Genomic DNA, 15,745 nt, shown 5'->3' on the forward strand with positions numbered 1-15,745 from the left:
GGCCGTGCGGACGCCCGCATCGTGGGCGTCCGCACGGATGAAGCCGTGTTCAGTGGCCGCGGGCCAGCCACTCGTCCAGGTGGGGGGACTCCGCGCCGATGGTGGTGGTGTCGCCGTGCCCGGTGTACACCACGGTGTCCGGCGGCAGGGTCAGCAGCCGGTCGCGGATCGAGCCGATGATCGTGCCGAAGTCGCTGTAGGACCGGCCGGTCGCGCCCGGCCCGCCCTGGAAAAGGGTGTCCCCGGAGAACAGCGCGTTCAGCTGCGGCGCGTACAGGCACACCGCGCCCGGCGCGTGCCCCGGCGTGTGGTGCACCCACAGCTCGACCCCGGCCACGGTCAGGCAGTCGCCGTCGGTCAGATCCCGGTCGGGCACCACGCCCGGGTGGGTCATGTCCCACAGCACCCGGTCGTCGGGGTGCAGCATGATCGGCGCACCGCTCAGCCGGGCCAGTTCCGGCGCGGCGTCGATGTGGTCGTTGTGCGCGTGCGTGCAGACGATCGCGACGACGCGGCGTTCACCGGCCGCCGCCATGATCGCGGCCGCGTCGTGCGCCGCGTCGACGACGAGCACGTCGCTGTCGTTGCCGATGAGCCAGACGTTGTTGTCGACCTCCCACGTGCCGCCGTCCAGGCTGAACGTGCCCGAGGTGACCACCCGTTCGATGCGCGCCGAGCCCGTCACAGCATCACCACCGAGCGCAGCACCTCGCCGCGGCCCATCTTGGCGAACGCCTCCTCGACGTCGTCGAGCCCGATCTTCTCGGACACGAACGCGGCCAGGTCGAGCCGCCCCTGCAGGTACAGCGCGAGCAGGGTGGGGAAGTCGCGGGAAGGCAGGCAGTCGCCGTACCAGGAGGACTTGAGCGCGCCGCCGCGGCCGAACACGTCCAGCAGCGGCAGTTCCAGCGTCATCTCCGGGGTGGGCACGCCCACCAGCACCACCGTGCCCGCCAGGTCCCGGGCGTAGAAGGCCTGCCGGTAGGTCTCCGGGCGGCCGACCGCGTCGACGACCACGTCCGCGCCGAAGCCGCCGGTCAGCTCGCGGATGGCTTCGACGACGTCGGTCTGCCCGCCGTTGACGGTGTGCGTCGCGCCGAGCTGCTCGGCCCAGGCGAGTTTGCGGTCGTCGAGGTCGACGCCGATGATCGTGGTCGCGCCGGCCAGCCGCGCCCCGGCGATGGCCGCGTTGCCGACGCCGCCACAGCCGATCACCGCGACGGTGTCGCCGCGGGTCACCGCGCCCGTGTTCAGCACCGCGCCCAGCCCGGCCATCACGCCGCAGCCCAGCAGCCCGGCGACCTCCGGCGGCGCGGCCGGGTCCACCTTGGTGCACTGCCCGGCGGCGACCAGCGTCTTCTCGATGAACGCGCCGATGCCCAGCGCGGGCGACAGCGGGGTGCCGTCGGCCAGCGTCATCTTCTGCTTGGCGTTGTGCGTGGCGAAGCAGTACCACGGCTTGCCCTTGCGGCAGGCGCGGCACTGGCCGCACACGGCGCGCCAGTTCAGGACGACGTAGTCGCCCGGGGCCACCTCGGTCACGCCCGCGCCGACGGCCTCCACGACCCCGGCGGCCTCGTGTCCGAGCAGGAACGGGAAGTCGTCGTTGATGCCGCCCTCCCGGTAGTGCAGGTCGGTGTGGCAGACCCCGCAGGCCTGCACCTTCACCAGCGCCTCCCCGGGACCGGGGTCGGGCACCAGCACCGTTTCGATGCTTACCGGCGCGTTCTTCGAGCGGGCGACGACTCCGCGGACCTCGTGCACCACCGTGGCCTCCTTGCGCACGTTGGACAGACGCAAGGATGTTACCCGTGCGATGCCCGCTCGCCAGGGAATCGTGCCCGGCCTGGGCGTCCGGAAACCCGTTGCGGTCCGGTGCACCCGGTTCTAGGTTCGCGGTCATGGACTATGCGATCAGGGCCGAGACCACCGCCGACCACGGCGCGGTGCGGGCGGTGCAGGCCCTCGCCTTCGGTGACGGCGACCGGGTCCCCGGACTGGTCGGCGCGCTGCGGGCCGCTCCCGCCGCGCTGCCGGTGGTCTCGCTGGTGGCGATGGACGAGGACCGGATCGTCGGGCACGTGATGCTCAGCGCCTGCCGGTTGGACGCCCCGGCCCGCCTGGTCGACGTGTACACCCTGTCGCCGCTCGGCGTACACCCTGATCATCAGCGTCGTGGTCTCGGCGGGCGGCTCGTCGCCGCGGCGCTGGCGGCCGCCGACGCCGCGGGTGTGCCGCTGGTGTTCCTGGAGGGCGACCCGAGGTACTACGCGCGGCACGGCTTCGTCCGGGCGAGCGGCCTGGACTTCCGCTCGCCGTCGCTGCGCATCCCCGATCCGGGGTTCCAGGTGCACCCGCTGGCGGCGTACGAGCCGTGGATGACCGGCACGTTCGTCTACTCGGACCCGTTCTGGGCGCACGACTGCGTGGGTCTACGCGGCTGAGCGCCGCGGCTGCTCAGAGCGGGCCGCCGAAGGTGGCGTCGTGGGCGGACCCGCCTGCCTGCCTCGGCGTGCCGCGCTCGGCGATCCGCCGTCCGGCCCGCCGGGAGCGGGCGGTCCGCGCCGCCTCCCGCTGCTCCGCGTCCCGCCGTAGGGCCGCCTCCATGATCGCCTGATCGACGACCGGATCGCGCGGGTCCGTGCGCCGCCGCGCGGCGGTGTGAAAGAGCGCGTAGACCGTGAGCGCGACGACCGCCACGCACGGCGCGAACAGCAGGATCCCCGTGTCACTCATGGCGTGCAGCCTAGGCGGCGGCTGCCACGTTCGCCGGTGTCGGTGATCCCGGCACGACCCTCGTCGGCGGGCCTACGGTTTCGAGTCCGGACACGCAGGCTGGCATGCCATATCGATTGACATAGTTTGACGTCACGACTAACGTTCCGAGAACGGAAAGCGCTTTCCGCATCCGCTCACCTGCACCGCGGGCCGGCTCGCCCAGGCCGCCCGCGGCGCCAACACTCGGAGGTCCATCCGATGTCCCCATCCACTCCACGGACGACAACCCGCCGCTCCTGGCGACTGCGAACCGCACTCGTCGCGGCGCTGACCCTCGCGCTCGCGGCGGTCGGCGCGGTCGTCGCGGCACCGGCCCAGGCCGTCACCATCGACACCGGCGCGTGGTACGTCATCGCGTCCCGGCACAGCGGCAAGGCCGTCGACCTGTACAACTTCAGCACCGCCGACGGGGCCCCGATCGTCCAGTGGTCCCGCAACGACGGCTACCAGCAGCAGTGGCAGTTCGTCGACGCCGGCAGCGGCTACTACAAGCTGCGCTCGCGCCAGAGCGGCAAGTACCTTGAGCTGCCCAACGCCAACGACGGCACCGGCCTGGTGCAGAACCCGGACAACGGCACCACCCGCCAGCACTTCGCGGTCCGCGACACCGACAGCGGCTACGTGAAGTTCCTCAACCGGCACAGCGGCAAGGCCCTCGACGTGTGGGAGTGGTCCACCGCCGACGGCGGCATCATCAGCCAGTACGCCGACCTCAACGGCTGGAACCAGCACTGGCAGCTCATCGCGGTCGGTTCCGGCGGGGGCGGCGGTGGCGGCTCGCAGACCGGGCTGGTCGGCTGGGCCACCCAGGGCGGCGGCACCACCGGCGGCGGCAGCGCCTCGGCGACCACGGTCACCAGCTCGTCGGCCCTGTCCAGCGCCGTCTCCGGCAGCACCGCGCGGGTCGTGCGCATCTCCGGCACGATCTCCTGCTCCGGCATGATCACCGTCGGGTCGAACAAGACCATCCTCGGCAACTCCGGCGCGACGATCGCGGGCTGCGGCCTGAACGTCTCCAACGCCAGCAACGTCATCATCCGCAACATCTCGTTCCGCGACTGGAACGACGACGCGATCAACGTCCAGTACTCGACCCGGGTCTGGATCGACCACAACAGCTTCACCAACGGGTACGACGGCGCGGTCGACGTCAAGCGCGCCTCGGACTACGTCACGGTCTCCTGGAACCGGGTGTACGGACACGACAAGTCCATGCTGCTCGGCCACAGCGACGACAACGCGAGTGAGGACCGCGGCCACCTGCGGGTGACCTACCACCACAACTGGTTCGACGGTTCGGGCACCCGCCACCCGCGGGTCCGCTTCGGCAACCCGGTGCACGTGTACAACAACTACTACCGGGGCAACGAGTACGGCGTCGCGTCCACCATGGGCGCGGGCGTGCTCGTCGAGGGCAACTACTTCGAGAGCGTCGACGAGCCCACGCTGGTCGGCTACGCCGACTCCGCCGACGGTGCGATCGTGCAGCGCAACAACTACTTCACCGGCTCCGGGTCCCCGGAGAGCGGTGGGGGCAGCGTGTCGGGCATCCCGTACTCGTACACCCTGGACAGCGCCGGCGGCGTGAAGGCCAGTGTGAGCGCGGGTGCGGGCGCGGGCCGGATCACGGTCTGACGCCCTGATCCGGGCGGGCCGGCCCTACACCGGCCCGCCCGGTCGACGGGCACCGGAGCCTGGCCGGCGTCCCTAGGATGGGCGGATGGTCTACGAGGTAAGGCAGCTGCGGGAGCAGGACGGACCCGCCGCCTGGCGGCTGGGCAGCGTCGCGTTCGGATATCACGCGTCCCCACCGCCGGAGGACTTCAGCCTGGTGCCGGGCCGGACGGCCTGGGGTGTCCTCGACGGCGGCCAGCTGATCGCCAAGGCGGTCGATCGCGAGCAGGGCCAGTGGTTCGGCGGGCGGATCGTGCCCACCTCCGGCGTCGCGGGCGTCGCGGTCGCCCCCGAGGTGCGTCGCGGGGGCCTGGGCCGCCAGGTGCTCACGCGGCTGCTGGCCGGGGCCCGCGAACGCGGCGCGGCGCTCAGCGCGCTGTTCCCGTCGACGCCGCACCCGTACCGGCGGCTGGGCTGGGAGGAGGTCGGGGCGCTGACCTACCTCAGCGTGCCGACGTCGGCGCTGGCGGCGATCCGGCCGGGCCCCGGGGTCACGCTGCGCCCGGCGAGCAGCGAGGACGTGCCCGCCGTCCAGGCTCTCTACCGCGACTGGGCCAGGTCCGGCACCGGCATGATGGAGCGCTCCGGCCTGCTCTACGACACCACGCCGGAGAAGTTCCTGGCCGCCTACGACGGCGTCACCGTCGCCGTGGGCGCGACGGGCGACCTGGAGGGTTACGCGAGCTGGGTGCGCGGTCCGAACACCGATCCGGTGGCCCGGGTGACGGCGCACGACCTGGTGGCGGCCACGCCGCAGGCGTCGACGGCGCTGCTGGCCATGTTCGGCGGCTGGGCGAGTGTCGCGCCGACGACCGTGCTGCGGCTCGGCCAGGGCGACCCTGCCCTGCTGGAGATCCCGACGACGCTGGTCACCGTGGACAGCCGCCAGCCGTGGATGCTGCGCCTGGTCGACGCGCCCGCGGCGATCGCGGCCCGCGGCTGGCCGGGTTACCTGGCCGGGGCGGTGGACCTGGAGATCGTCGACGCCGAGTGCCCGTGGAACGCGGGTCCGTGGCGGTTGGTGCTCGACGGCGGCAGCGGGCGGCTGGAGTCCGGCGGGTCCGGTGCCGTCCGGTTCACCCCGCGCGGGCTGGCCGCCTGGTACGCGGGCGCGGCCACGCCGTCGGCGCTGCGCCGGGCCGGCCTGCTGAGCGGCGCCGCCGTCGCCGACCCGCTGCTGTCCGCCGCCACCGCCGGCCCACCCCCAGTCCTCCACGACTTCTTCTAATCCACTACTTCTGATCGGTGCGGCGCCTGGCCGCCCCACCCGCGGCGCAACTCTTGAAGACTTGCGGCCCCCGAGTCACTCGGAGGCCGCAAGTCTTCAAGAGTTGTCGCGGGAAGGGCGCTCGGGTGTGAAGGAAAATTTCGTGAACATCTGGCATGGCGCAAGGTATCGACATAGACGTGCATGACGATATATGGTGCCGTCACGCCGCCTGGCCAGGCATGACGCAGGTCTGATCAGGTGCGCGCGAGCGTTGGCTCGTGTCCCTCCCTACCCCCGAGGAGTGCCGTGACCAGAATCCGATCCCTGCGTGCGCGTCGCCGACGCCTGCTCGGCGTGCCTGCGCTCGTGGCCGCCGCCGTGGCGCTGGTGTCCCGCCCCGCCCACGCCGCGACCGCATCCGCCCCGGAGCCCGAGTGCGCCGCCGACCTCGTTCAGGGGGCGTGATGGCGACCGTCCCCTGGCTGGCCGACGTGCTACGGGCGGCCGGTGTCCAGGTTGTCGAGGAGGGCAACTGGCTCAACCGGATGCGCCCCGGCTCCTTCGACCCGATCGGCGTGCTGTGGCACCACACCGCCGCCACGTCGAGCGCGAGCAACCCGCACCCGGCCCTGAACGTCTGCATCAACGGCCGCTCCGACCTGCCCGGGCCGCTGTGCCAGGCGCTCGTCGACTACCACGGCGTCTTCCACATCATCTCGGCCGGGCGCTGCAACCACGCCGGGACGGCGCGGGCCAGTGGCCCCATCCCGGCAGGTGACGGCAACACCATGCTGATCGGCTGGGAGATCGACTACAACGGCGTCAACCAGCAGATGACGGCCGCGCAGTACAACGCCTCGATCGCGGCGACCGCGGCGGTGCTCAAGCGGCTGGGCCGCGACTCCAGCTACGCCCGCGGCCACCGGGAGACCAGCACCACCGGCAAGATCGACCCGTATGCCATCGACCTCGACGTGATGCGCGCCGACGTGGCCCGGGCGATGAACCCGCCCACCGGCGGCTGGACGTCCACGGTGGACAACACCACCGCCGGGCGGTTCACCGCCAGCACCAACTGGGGCACCTCGGCGTTCTCCGGGCAGCGGTTCGGGGAGAACTACCGGTTCGCCAACCCCGTCGCGGCCAGCGACGCCGCCTGGTACAAGTTCGCCATCCCGGAGACGGGCAACTACCGCGTCGAGGCGTGGTGGCCGGCCGACCCGGGCTACAACAGCGCCGCGCCGTACGTGGTCGTCACCAGCGGCGGCAACCAGAGCGTGACCGTGGACCAGCGGGCGACCGGTGGCCAGTGGCGCGTGCTGGGCACCTTCAACCTCACCGCGGGCGACGCCAACAAGGTCGGCGTCAGCAGGTGGACCAACGGCACCGGCTACGTCATCGCCGACGCGGTCCGGGTGACCCGGGTCTGACCTGCGGAGTCCGGCGGCGGCCCAGCGGGCCGTCGCCGGGCTTGATCGCCGTTTCGGGTCAGAACGCGGGGTCAGGCCGCAGGTTCTGACCCGAAACAGCGATCATCGCTCGCCGGATCGCGGGGCCTGTCCGACGACCAGCCGCGCCCGGGTCAGCAGATGGACCGCGACCAGCGGGAGCACCCCGGCCGGATACCAGAGCATGTCCAGCGGGTCGTACGCGACACCGAGCGCCAGCCGGGCGAGCAGGCAACGCTCCGACAGGTACGCGGGCACGCCGGTCAGCTGCGACAGCTCGACCAGCCAGCAGAACGCGATCGCCGCCGCCCCCGCGACCAGGGGAGTGGTGCGCGGCCGCAGGACGAACACTCCGGCGTAGATCATCGAGGCGTAGAGCGCGGTGCCGGAGTGCTGCTCCAGCGGCCCGTCCGCGAGCGCCCGGATGAGCAGGGCGATCACCAGGACGGCGGTGGCCGCGGCGAGCGCGAGCAGGCGGCGGGTCCAGTCGGTGCGGAGCATCCGCCGATGGTACGGAGCCAGCCCGGCCTCGCCGGTGGTGAGACTGTGAAGATCGGGTGATGCCAGGGTGACCCGGCTCGCGCCGACGATTCGGGGCCGACCGCGAGGACCCGCCGCGGGGACGGCCCGCCGCCGCGGTCCGGTGGCACCCGGACGCGGCGGCGGGAGATTCGGGGTCACGCCAGGCGGCGGATCTCACCGAAGGCGCGGTAGAAGCCGCCCCGGCTGGCCTGGCGCACCTCGGACACGACGTAGCGCGCGCCGGCCTCGCGGATGCCCTTGGGGAACTGCACCTGCCACGACTGCTGGAAGCCCTCGGACACCACGCGCACCCGCAGCCGGCCGCCCTCCTCGAAGCACTCCAGCACGACGCCGTCGGCACCCGCCTCGGCGGAGACGACCTCGACCGTGGTGGACGGGGCCACCGCCTCGACGTGCGCGGCCTTCACGTCGACGACCACCGGCACGGTGCCCTGCTCGGCCGCCCGGATCGCCGACTCGGTGGCGTCGATGCAGGCCAGCGAGCCGTCCGTGGTCACGATGTAGAGCCGCTCGTCGTGGTACTGCATCGAGTACGCCGAGCCGCAGCCGGTGCCCAGCTTCCACAGGCGGTTGCCGGAGCTGTCGAAGCAGTACACCGAGGAGCTGCTGTCACCGGCGAAGACGTACGCCCCGTCGGGGCTGGTCGCGCAGGAGAACACGGGGGCGTCGCACTGGTACTCCCGGCGCGGCGAGCCGTCCTTGCCCAGCTCGACGACCTTGCGGGTGGACGTGCCGGCGTACAGCGTGTGCTGCTCCTGCCAGCCGAACAGCACCGCGCCGGTGCCGCGGGTCCACAGCTGCTCGCCGGTGCGCCAGTCGTAGCTGGTCACGCCGCCGGAGTGGCCGTGGTGCACGGCGTCGGCGTCGCAGCGGACCATCCAGCCCGACGAGCCCTGGCTCTTGCGCCGCCACAGGAACTCGTCCTCGTGGTCGATCGCGGCCACGCCGCCGCCCGCGTCGGACACGCCGAGCACGCCGTCGTGGATGTCGAGCCAGTAGATGTCGATGTCGGGGGCGATCCGGTACGCCAGGCGCGGCACCTTGCCGGACAGGTCGTACACGTTGCCGTCGTCGCAGCCCGCGTAGAGCCAGGCGTCGTCGGCGACGATGCACTTGACCCCGTCGGGCAGCTTGAACTGCTGCACCACCTCGGCGCTGTGCGACAGCGTGGTGATCACACCGGCCTCGTTGCCGACCATGCAGACCTTGCTGTCGACGAAGATGCCGAACGCGGACGTGCCCGAGCGGTAGCGCCACAGCACCGGCGCGGTCTTCGCCGTCGAGCGGGTGCTGACGATGGTGCGCCGCGACACCGCGCGCTTGGCCCGCGCGCCCTGCACCGCGGGGGCGTACCCCTTGCGTACCTTCTCGCCGATCTTCTTCGCCGCGGCGGCACGGGCCTTGGCGTTGTCGGCGAACGTGCTCTTCGTCGTGGCTCCGGGGTCGCCGATCCGGCCGTAGCGGATGGTCAGCTCGGTGTCGTCGACGACGACCTCGTAGAACTTGTGCGAGCCGCCGTCGGCTTCGGACAGTTCGAGGTAGGTGGTCTCAGCGGCCATGGGGGAAGGGCCTTCTCTCGCGGAGGGGAACGCTTGGGCCACACCGTATCCGCCGCCCCCGACAGCCCGCCGCGCGACAACCAAGATCGGCCGTTGAGCCGATCCGCGACCGCGAGGGCTTGTCTACGCTGCGACGCATTCGATGAACGGGGAGACGATGCGGGGACGCCTCACGGCCGGCACCATGCTGGCCGCACTGCTGCTGAACGTCGCGCTGGCCGGGTGCGGCTCCGGGCTGCCGGACGGCACGGACGGGCAGTTGGCCGACGACTGGGTGCCGATGGCTCAGGTCAAGGCAGTGGTGCCGGAGGTGGGCAGCTGCTTCGACAGCCGGCCGGCGCCCTCCGTGAACAGCTTCGTCAAACCTGTGCCGTGCGATGGCAAGCACCTCGCGGAGGTCGGCCACGTCGGCACGTTCACGGGTGACACCGAACCCGGTCCGGAGCAGCTCGCGGCCGCGTACGCGGAGTGCGACACCAAGACCGCGGACTATCTCGGCGGCCCGTGGTGGCGGTGGCGGCTCCAGTTGCACCTGACCATCCCGATGTCGCGCGCGTGGGACGGCGGGGCGCGCTGGTTCCGCTGCGACCTGGTCGAGGTGAGCGCGGCGAACTACGACGAGGCGTGGACCGAACGCACCGGCAGCCTCAAGGGCGACAAACCGGCGGCGCTGCTGCTCGGCTGCGCCAACGCCGTGTCGAAGGACGACCGCATCGACTCGATGACCGAGGCCTCCTGCTCCAGCGCGCACAACGCCGAGTACATCGGCTTCTTCCGGGCGCCCCGGACGCTGCCCTACCCGGAGTCGGACCGGCAGTGGTTCGCGCTGTACCGCCAGTGCAGCGAGCTGGCCGCCGGCTACGTCGGGGTCAGCACGTCGCAGTGGTTCCGGCTGTCCACCATCGCCTGGCCGGCCTACCCGGAGGCGTGGGCGGCAGGCGACCGCCGAGTCCGGTGCGTGGTGTACTTCGGCACCAAGAAGATCAAGAAGACCGCCAAGGGCACCAAGGGCAAGGGCCTGCCGGGCTTCTGAGGCCGTGCGCGGCCCGCACGGGCCGCCGCGACCGCGGAGCGTGATGTCAGCCACGGTCGGCGGCGGTCCCGGCCGCGGCCAGGGATGATCGTGGGCATGACTCCGGCGGCAGTGCTCTTCGACATGGACGGGACCCTGTTCGACAGCGAGCCGCTGTGGGACTTGGCCATCGAGGAGCTGGCCCGCGAGTACGGCGGGGAGATCTCGGTCGAGGTCCGGCTGGCGATGGTCGGCCGCTCCGTCGACGAGTCGATGCTGCTGTTCCACGAGGGCATCGGCCAGCCTTGGCGCGAGGCGGCCGTGAGCGCCGCCTGGATCTACGACCGGGTGTCCGGGCTGTTCGCCACCGACCTGGTGTGGCGGCCGGGCGCGCAGGAACTGCTGCACGAGGTACGCGCCGCGGGCCTGCCGACCGCCCTGGTGACCTCCACCAACCGCCGGGCCGTGGAGGTGGCCCTCGACACGCTCGGCCGGCACAACTTCGACGCGGTGGTCTGCGGGGACGAGGTCGCGTTCACCAAGCCGCACCCCGACCCGTACCTGCGCGCGGCGAAGCTGCTGAACGTCGAGCCCGCCGACTGCCTGGTCATCGAGGACTCGCCCACCGGTGTGGCCAGCGCCCTGGCCGCCGGCACCCGCGTGGTCGGCGTCCCCAACGCGGTCACCCTCAAGCCGATGACCGGCCTCACCCTGCTCCCCTCCCTCGCCGGCGTCACCCTCGCCGCCCTGGCCGCGTCGTCGGTCCAGGCGCGCTGACCGCTCGCACCGCTACCGGATGAGACCCGGGGCTGCGGGGCGCACGTTCACCGCCGGGCCGGCGGGCTGCCGGTCCGCCGAGACCGCGGTCGCTTCCGCGAGAGTGCGCAGCCACGCGCAGCGTCGGCGAGCCCGCTGGTCGGTGCGGGTCCACCACTGAGCGTCGATCTCGCGCCCGTTCGGCAGCACGTGCGGCCGCGACGGGCCGTCGTGGGCGAAGCCGCATCCGGCCAGCCACCGCATGCTCGCCGTGTTGGCGACCTCGCAGGCGGCGACCAGCGTGGCGATGCCGAAATGGCGATGCGCGAGTCGGCATGCGGCGGTCATGGCCTCCCGGCCGTAACCCTTGCCGCGGTGATCGGGGTGGACGTTGCCGCCGATCTGGTGTGCGCCGCCATCGCCCGTCGTGATCGACACTCCGGCGACGGGGAGCCGGGTGGCGCGTTCCACGGCGGTGAAGTAGAGCATCTCGACCACGGGCATCAGCGCGCCGGTCGGGTCCGCGGGCGGCCGGGCCAGCGCGTGCGCGGGTGCCGGCGGCTCCTCCTCCGGCCACCAGCCCTGCCAGTGCCGGGCCTGCTCGTCGGCCTGGAAGAACACGTGGTGTGCCAGGTCGTCGGCGCGTGAGCTGATCACCCACAGCCGGCGCGTCGTCGCGACGTGCAGGCCGGTCCTGCGGCACAACGCGGTGGTGCGGTCGAACACGGTCGGCTCCCGGAGGCGTGGCGGAGCTCGATCATGCCGCAACGGCCGCCGGAACGGGGTCCCGGGCGGCCGGCGGTCGTGGCACATTGGTCGGCTGTGAGCGCTGACAAGGACTGGTACGACTGGCACGGGCCGTACGCCGACCCGGAGTCGCCGCTGTCGCGCAGATTGCGGTTGGTGCAGGAGCACGTGGGCGGGTGGCTGGACGAGCGCCCGGAGCCCGTGCTGACAGTGGTCAGCGCGTGCGCCGGCCAGGGGCGTGACCTGCTCGGGGTGCTCGCGCGGCGGCCCGACGCGGCCCGGGTGCGGGCGACGCTGATCGAGTACGACCCGCGCAACGCGGCGGCGGCGCGGGCCGAGGCCGGCCGTCTCGGCCTGTCCGTCGCGGTCTCCTGCGCGGACGCCGGGCTGACCGAGTCCTATGCCGACGTTGTTCCGGCTGATCTGGTGCTGTTCGCGGGGGTGTTCGGCAACATCGGCGACGCCGACGTCCGGCGCACCGTGGCCGCGCTGCCGCGGCTGTGCGCACCCGGCGCGACCGTGATCTGGACGCGGACCCGGCGCGCTCCCGACCTGACCCCGTCGATCCGGACCTGGTTCGCCGAGGCCGGGTTCGCCGAGACGGCGTTCCACGCCCCGGACGACGTGCTGTTCTCGGTCGGTGTGCACCGCCTCGCTGTGGCACCCCGCCCCCTCGGCCCGTCCGGCCGCCTGTTCCGCTTCGCCTGATCCCCCCGCCCACCGCACCGCCCGCCCTCGCACCGCCCGCCCTCGCACCGACAAGGTGATCATGAAGTTGTGGCCGTGAAACGCCGTCGAACCGTGCCATAAGTTCATGATCAACACGGAGAACGGGCGGCGGCCCGGTCCCAGGGGGAGCGGGCCGCCGACGGTGGTGTGGGTCAGTTGGTGGTGAGGCTGCCGTCGGAGGAGAAGACCATGCCGAGCGTGGCCTTGCCGGTGGTCACCGCGGTCTTGGTCTGCGGGCCGCCGGTGTCGGCCTGCTGGAACGAGCCGAAGGTGATGCCGTAGGTCTTCTCCAGGCCGGGCTGGCAGAAGGCGCGCTGCGGGCACTCCGGCGGACCGGCGAGCACCGACGCCTGGCCGGAGCACTTGGCCGCGAAGTCGGACAGCGTCTTCAGCTGGTGCTGGTCGGCGAACGCCTTGGTCACCGCGTAGGCGTTCTGGTCGGCGGCGGCCGAGGGCGTGCCCACGGTCAGCCCGGCCTTGGTGGCCAGCTCCTTCAGGGCCGCCACGGTCGCGGTGACGTCACCGCTGGCCTTGGGCGCGGCGTCCTTGCCGTTCTGCTTCTGGTTGAGGAACTCGGTGAGGGTCGCCGCGTACTCCGGGAACACCGTCAGCTCGCCCTTCTCCAGGGCCGCCTCGTACAGCTCGCGGTTGCCGGAGACCTGCACGGTGGCCTGGAAGCCGGCCGCGTTCAGGGCGATCTTGTACAGCTCGGCGAGGGTCTTGCTCTCCGGGAAGTTCGCCGCGCCGACCACGACCGGGCCGGACCCGCCGGACAGGCCGGTGGCCAGCCCCGCCTGCGTCGCGAACTCCTGCGCCGCGACCTCGGAGGTCTTGCGCTCGACCTCGACGGCCTTGTTCAGCGCGATCAGCTTCGGGGTGTCCAGTGCGGCCCCGACCTTGTCGACGGCTGCCAGCAGCGCCGGGGTGGACCGCTTGGCGTTGGCGACCGCGATGACGTTGTCGGCGTTCTGCAGGTGCTTGTCGTCGGTCAGGACCACGAGCTGGTCGCCGGCCACCGGCGCGCAGCCGGCGCCCGAGGCGGTCGCGGGAGCCTCGGTGCCCGAGGAGCCTGCCTGCCCGCAGCCGGTCAGCGCGAACGCCGCCGCGGCGACACCGGCCAGCAGGAGGACGGACGCCCTCCGGGTGTGCGTTGCCATATTCAGCCTTCCGTCGTCTGCACTGCGAATGATGCGCAAAGGTCTTTCTTACTCCGTACCTGAGACATCCTTGCGATGAATTCGTGAACCGTGCTCGGCCTACCCGGGTCCGGCAGTTCGCAAACCGTTCACAACCGCAGGTCAGCCGCTCCTCGTGACCACCCCGGCGTGACCGACGTCATGCCGGGACGCCGCGGGCCTACGCTGGTCGGATGCGTACGACGCTGCTGCTCGACGTGGACGGGGTGCTGCTGGTGCCCGCGGGCAGCCTGCGGCCCAACGAGGAGTTGCTGGCGATGCTGCCCCGGCTCGCGGTCGACGGTGTCTACCTGGTCACCAACCAGCATCCGCGGCGGGCGGCCGTGATCCGCGAGCTGCTGGGCGGGCGGCCGGGCATCAGCGGGGTGCTGGTGTCGTACGAGATAGGTTTTCTGAAGCCGGAACCCGCCTTCTTCGCGAGGGCACTGGAGGAGATCGGGCGCACGCCGCGGGAATGCCTGTTCGTCGACGACAAGCCGGACTATGTCGGGGGCGGCACGGCCGCGGGGATCGACAGCGTGCTCTTCCACGACAACGCGCTGCTGTTCGACGTGCTGCGCGAGCGCGGCCTGCTCTGATCGCGCTCCGGCTGCGTCGTTCAGGCGGCACCGGTCACGAGCCGGCGGGCAGCGCGTCGGCGGCCGAGGCCGGCGGGCGGTGCCTGACGCGGCGCAGCGACTTGGGCAGCAGCGCCTTCTCGGCCAGCGCGAGCAGGCCCTCCACGGTCAGGCAGAGCAGCGCCACCAGCAGGCCTCCGGCCAGCACCTGGCCGCCGCCCGCGGTCAGCCCCAGGCCGAAGCCCCGACTGATGATCATGCCGAGGCCGCCGCCGTTGACGTACGCGGCCAGCGTCGCGGTCGCCAGCACCTGCACCGCGGCCACCCGGAACCCGTTGGCCAGGTACGGCACCGACAGCGGCAGCTCGACCTTGCGCAGCAGCTGCCAGCCGGACAGGCCCATGCCCCGGCCCGCGTCGCGCACCTCCGGATCGACCTCGCGCAGGCCCAGGTAGGCGTTGGCCAGCAGCGGCGGGATCGCGAACAGCGACAGCGCCAGGATGATCGCGGGCGGCCCGAAGCCGATCACGGTGAGCGGGAAGATGGTGAGCAGGGCCACCGTCGGCACGGCACGGCTCAGGTTGGTCACCGTCACCACCGCGGGGCCGCCCCGGCCGACGTGCCCCATCCACACGCCCAGCGGCCAGGCCACCGCGCAGCCCAGGGCCACCGCCGCCGCGGAGATCCACAGGTGCTCCACCGTCCGGGAGATGATCCCGTCGGGATTGGTCCAGTTCAGCGGGTCGTTGAGCCAGAGGATCGCGTCCTCGATCACACTCATGCCTTCTCCTCGCTGCGCTGATTCTCCCGCCCGCGCTCGCTCATGCGGACCTCCGGCGGGTCCACGGCATGATGGCGCGGCCGACGGCGAGCAGGAGCAGGTCGAGCACCAGGGCGAGGGCCACGCAGAGCAGCGTCGCGGTCATGATCTGCGGGCGGTAGAAATTGCTGTTGAAGCCACCGATGATCAGCTCGCCGAGGCCGCCCCAGCCGGCGATCTCGCCGACCGTGACCAGCGCCACTGTCGAGACCGTGGCGATGCGCAGGCCGGTCATGATGCCGGGCAGCGCCAGCGGCAGCTCGATGCGCCACAGCATGGCACGCTTGCCGTAGCCCATGCCGCGGGCGCTGTCGAGCACGTCGGCGGGCACCTGGCGCAGCGCGGTCAGCGTGTTGCGCACGATGGTGAGCAGCGCGTACATCGTCAGTCCGATCAGCACCGTGGTCGGGGCGACGATGCCGGTGAACGGGGCGAGGAACGCGAACAGGGCCAGCGAGGGGATGGTGTAGAGCACACCGGTGAAGCCCAGGATCGGCCCGGCCAGCGAACCGACGCGGTATGCCAGGACCGCCAGCGGGATCGCGATCACCGTCGCCAGCACCACAGCGACTATGGTCAGGTAGAGGTGTTCGCGCAGCGCGGCGAGCAGGGTGTCGGCGTTCTGGCTGACGTAGCTCCACGAGAACCAGGGGTTACGCGGATCGTCGCCCGGTGCGCCCCAGGCGAGCACAGCGTCGTTGACCTTGGAGGGCATA

The 15,745-nt window shown here is 72.1% G+C and carries 18 protein-coding genes; 9 read left to right on the top strand and 9 right to left on the bottom strand.

All coding sequences use genetic code 11. From position 1 onward, the window contains the following. Positions 1–49: 49 nt before the first annotated feature. Positions 50–685, bottom strand: a complete 636-nt coding sequence (locus AB0B35_RS26360) for an MBL fold metallo-hydrolase (RefSeq protein WP_361049847.1) — start codon at positions 683–685, stop codon at positions 50–52. After that, entirely contained in the window at positions 682–1,767 is a 1,086-nt protein-coding gene (locus AB0B35_RS26365; RefSeq protein ID WP_361050103.1) for an S-(hydroxymethyl)mycothiol dehydrogenase, read from the bottom strand. Before AB0B35_RS26365 ends, AB0B35_RS26360 begins: the two co-directional genes overlap by 4 nt. A gap of 134 nt (positions 1,768–1,901) precedes the next feature. On the opposite strand from AB0B35_RS26365, the gene AB0B35_RS26370 reads away from it, so the two are divergent. Further along, on the top strand, positions 1,902–2,444 hold the full coding sequence (locus AB0B35_RS26370; protein ID WP_361049849.1) for an N-acetyltransferase: 543 nt from the start codon (positions 1,902–1,904) through the stop codon (positions 2,442–2,444). A gap of 13 nt (positions 2,445–2,457) precedes the next feature. Here AB0B35_RS26370 and AB0B35_RS26375 read toward each other — a convergent pair whose 3' ends face one another. Further along, positions 2,458–2,736, bottom strand: coding sequence for a hypothetical protein (locus AB0B35_RS26375; protein ID WP_361049851.1), 279 nt, complete (start codon positions 2,734–2,736; stop codon positions 2,458–2,460). Positions 2,737–2,976: 240 nt separating this feature from the next. Here AB0B35_RS26375 and AB0B35_RS26380 point away from each other — a divergent pair, with 240 nt between their 5' ends. From AB0B35_RS26380 to AB0B35_RS26395, 4 genes are all read left to right on the top strand, one after another. Continuing rightward, positions 2,977–4,413 carry an RICIN domain-containing protein gene (locus AB0B35_RS26380; protein WP_361049853.1) on the top strand — a complete coding sequence of 479 codons (1,437 nt, stop codon included), beginning with the start codon at positions 2,977–2,979 and terminating at the stop codon, positions 4,411–4,413. An 85-nt stretch (positions 4,414–4,498) separates the two neighbouring features. Continuing rightward, entirely contained in the window at positions 4,499–5,680 is a 1,182-nt protein-coding gene (locus tag AB0B35_RS26385; RefSeq protein WP_361049855.1) for a GNAT family N-acetyltransferase, read from the top strand. Between the two features lie 288 nt (positions 5,681–5,968). Then, positions 5,969–6,127, top strand: coding sequence for a hypothetical protein (locus AB0B35_RS26390; RefSeq protein ID WP_360541381.1), 159 nt, complete (start codon positions 5,969–5,971; stop codon positions 6,125–6,127). Beyond that, the gene (locus AB0B35_RS26395) at positions 6,127–7,092 is read left to right on the top strand and encodes an N-acetylmuramoyl-L-alanine amidase (protein ID WP_361049857.1); all 966 of its coding nucleotides are present in this window, start codon (positions 6,127–6,129) and stop codon (positions 7,090–7,092) included. The genes AB0B35_RS26390 and AB0B35_RS26395 overlap by 1 nt, the downstream gene beginning before the upstream one ends. Positions 7,093–7,194: 102 nt before the next feature. Here AB0B35_RS26395 and AB0B35_RS26400 read toward each other — a convergent pair whose 3' ends face one another. Together AB0B35_RS26400 and AB0B35_RS26405 are read right to left on the bottom strand one after the other, a co-directional pair. Continuing rightward, a complete protein-coding gene (locus AB0B35_RS26400; RefSeq protein ID WP_361049859.1) occupies positions 7,195–7,611 on the bottom strand; it encodes a DUF2809 domain-containing protein in 417 nt (138 codons plus the stop codon). 176 nt (positions 7,612–7,787) lie between these two features. Beyond that, the gene (locus AB0B35_RS26405) at positions 7,788–9,212 is read right to left on the bottom strand and encodes a WGR domain-containing protein (protein ID WP_361049861.1); all 1,425 of its coding nucleotides are present in this window, start codon (positions 9,210–9,212) and stop codon (positions 7,788–7,790) included. Positions 9,213–9,354: 142 nt separating this feature from the next. Here AB0B35_RS26405 and AB0B35_RS26410 point away from each other — a divergent pair, with 142 nt between their 5' ends. Together AB0B35_RS26410 and AB0B35_RS26415 are read left to right on the top strand one after the other, a co-directional pair. Then, on the top strand, positions 9,355–10,245 hold the full coding sequence (locus AB0B35_RS26410) for a septum formation family protein (RefSeq protein WP_361049863.1): 891 nt from the start codon (positions 9,355–9,357) through the stop codon (positions 10,243–10,245). Between the two features lie 111 nt (positions 10,246–10,356). After that, a complete protein-coding gene (locus tag AB0B35_RS26415) occupies positions 10,357–11,001 on the top strand; it encodes an HAD family phosphatase (RefSeq protein ID WP_361050106.1) in 645 nt (214 codons plus the stop codon). A 12-nt stretch (positions 11,002–11,013) separates the two neighbouring features. Here the strand turns inward: AB0B35_RS26415 and AB0B35_RS26420 are convergent, their stop codons facing one another. Continuing rightward, positions 11,014–11,706, bottom strand: a complete 693-nt coding sequence (locus AB0B35_RS26420) for a GNAT family protein (protein WP_361049865.1) — start codon at positions 11,704–11,706, stop codon at positions 11,014–11,016. Between the two features lie 96 nt (positions 11,707–11,802). Here AB0B35_RS26420 and AB0B35_RS26425 point away from each other — a divergent pair, with 96 nt between their 5' ends. After that, positions 11,803–12,435, top strand: coding sequence for an SAM-dependent methyltransferase (locus tag AB0B35_RS26425; protein ID WP_361049867.1), 633 nt, complete (start codon positions 11,803–11,805; stop codon positions 12,433–12,435). A gap of 173 nt (positions 12,436–12,608) precedes the next feature. On the opposite strand, the gene AB0B35_RS26430 is transcribed toward AB0B35_RS26425, so the two are convergent. Continuing rightward, positions 12,609–13,613: a glycine betaine ABC transporter substrate-binding protein gene (locus AB0B35_RS26430; RefSeq protein WP_361049869.1), complete on the bottom strand. Its 1,005-nt coding sequence runs from the start codon at positions 13,611–13,613 to the stop codon at positions 12,609–12,611. A 212-nt stretch (positions 13,614–13,825) separates the two neighbouring features. Here AB0B35_RS26430 and AB0B35_RS26435 point away from each other — a divergent pair, with 212 nt between their 5' ends. After that, entirely contained in the window at positions 13,826–14,230 is a 405-nt protein-coding gene (locus AB0B35_RS26435) for an HAD-IA family hydrolase (protein ID WP_361049871.1), read from the top strand. 34 nt (positions 14,231–14,264) lie between these two features. On the opposite strand, the gene AB0B35_RS26440 is transcribed toward AB0B35_RS26435, so the two are convergent. Together AB0B35_RS26440 and AB0B35_RS26445 are read right to left on the bottom strand one after the other, a co-directional pair. Continuing rightward, complete coding sequence (locus AB0B35_RS26440; RefSeq protein WP_361049873.1) at positions 14,265–14,990, bottom strand: ABC transporter permease; 726 nt, start codon at positions 14,988–14,990, stop codon at positions 14,265–14,267. A 40-nt stretch (positions 14,991–15,030) separates the two neighbouring features. Then, positions 15,031–15,744, bottom strand: a complete 714-nt coding sequence (locus tag AB0B35_RS26445; RefSeq protein ID WP_361049875.1) for an ABC transporter permease — start codon at positions 15,742–15,744, stop codon at positions 15,031–15,033. Position 15,745 lies beyond the last annotated feature (1 nt).

It is taken from the genome of Catellatospora sp. NPDC049133 (genome assembly GCF_040648455.1).
Taxonomy (GTDB): domain Bacteria; phylum Actinomycetota; class Actinomycetes; order Mycobacteriales; family Micromonosporaceae; genus Catellatospora; species Catellatospora aurea.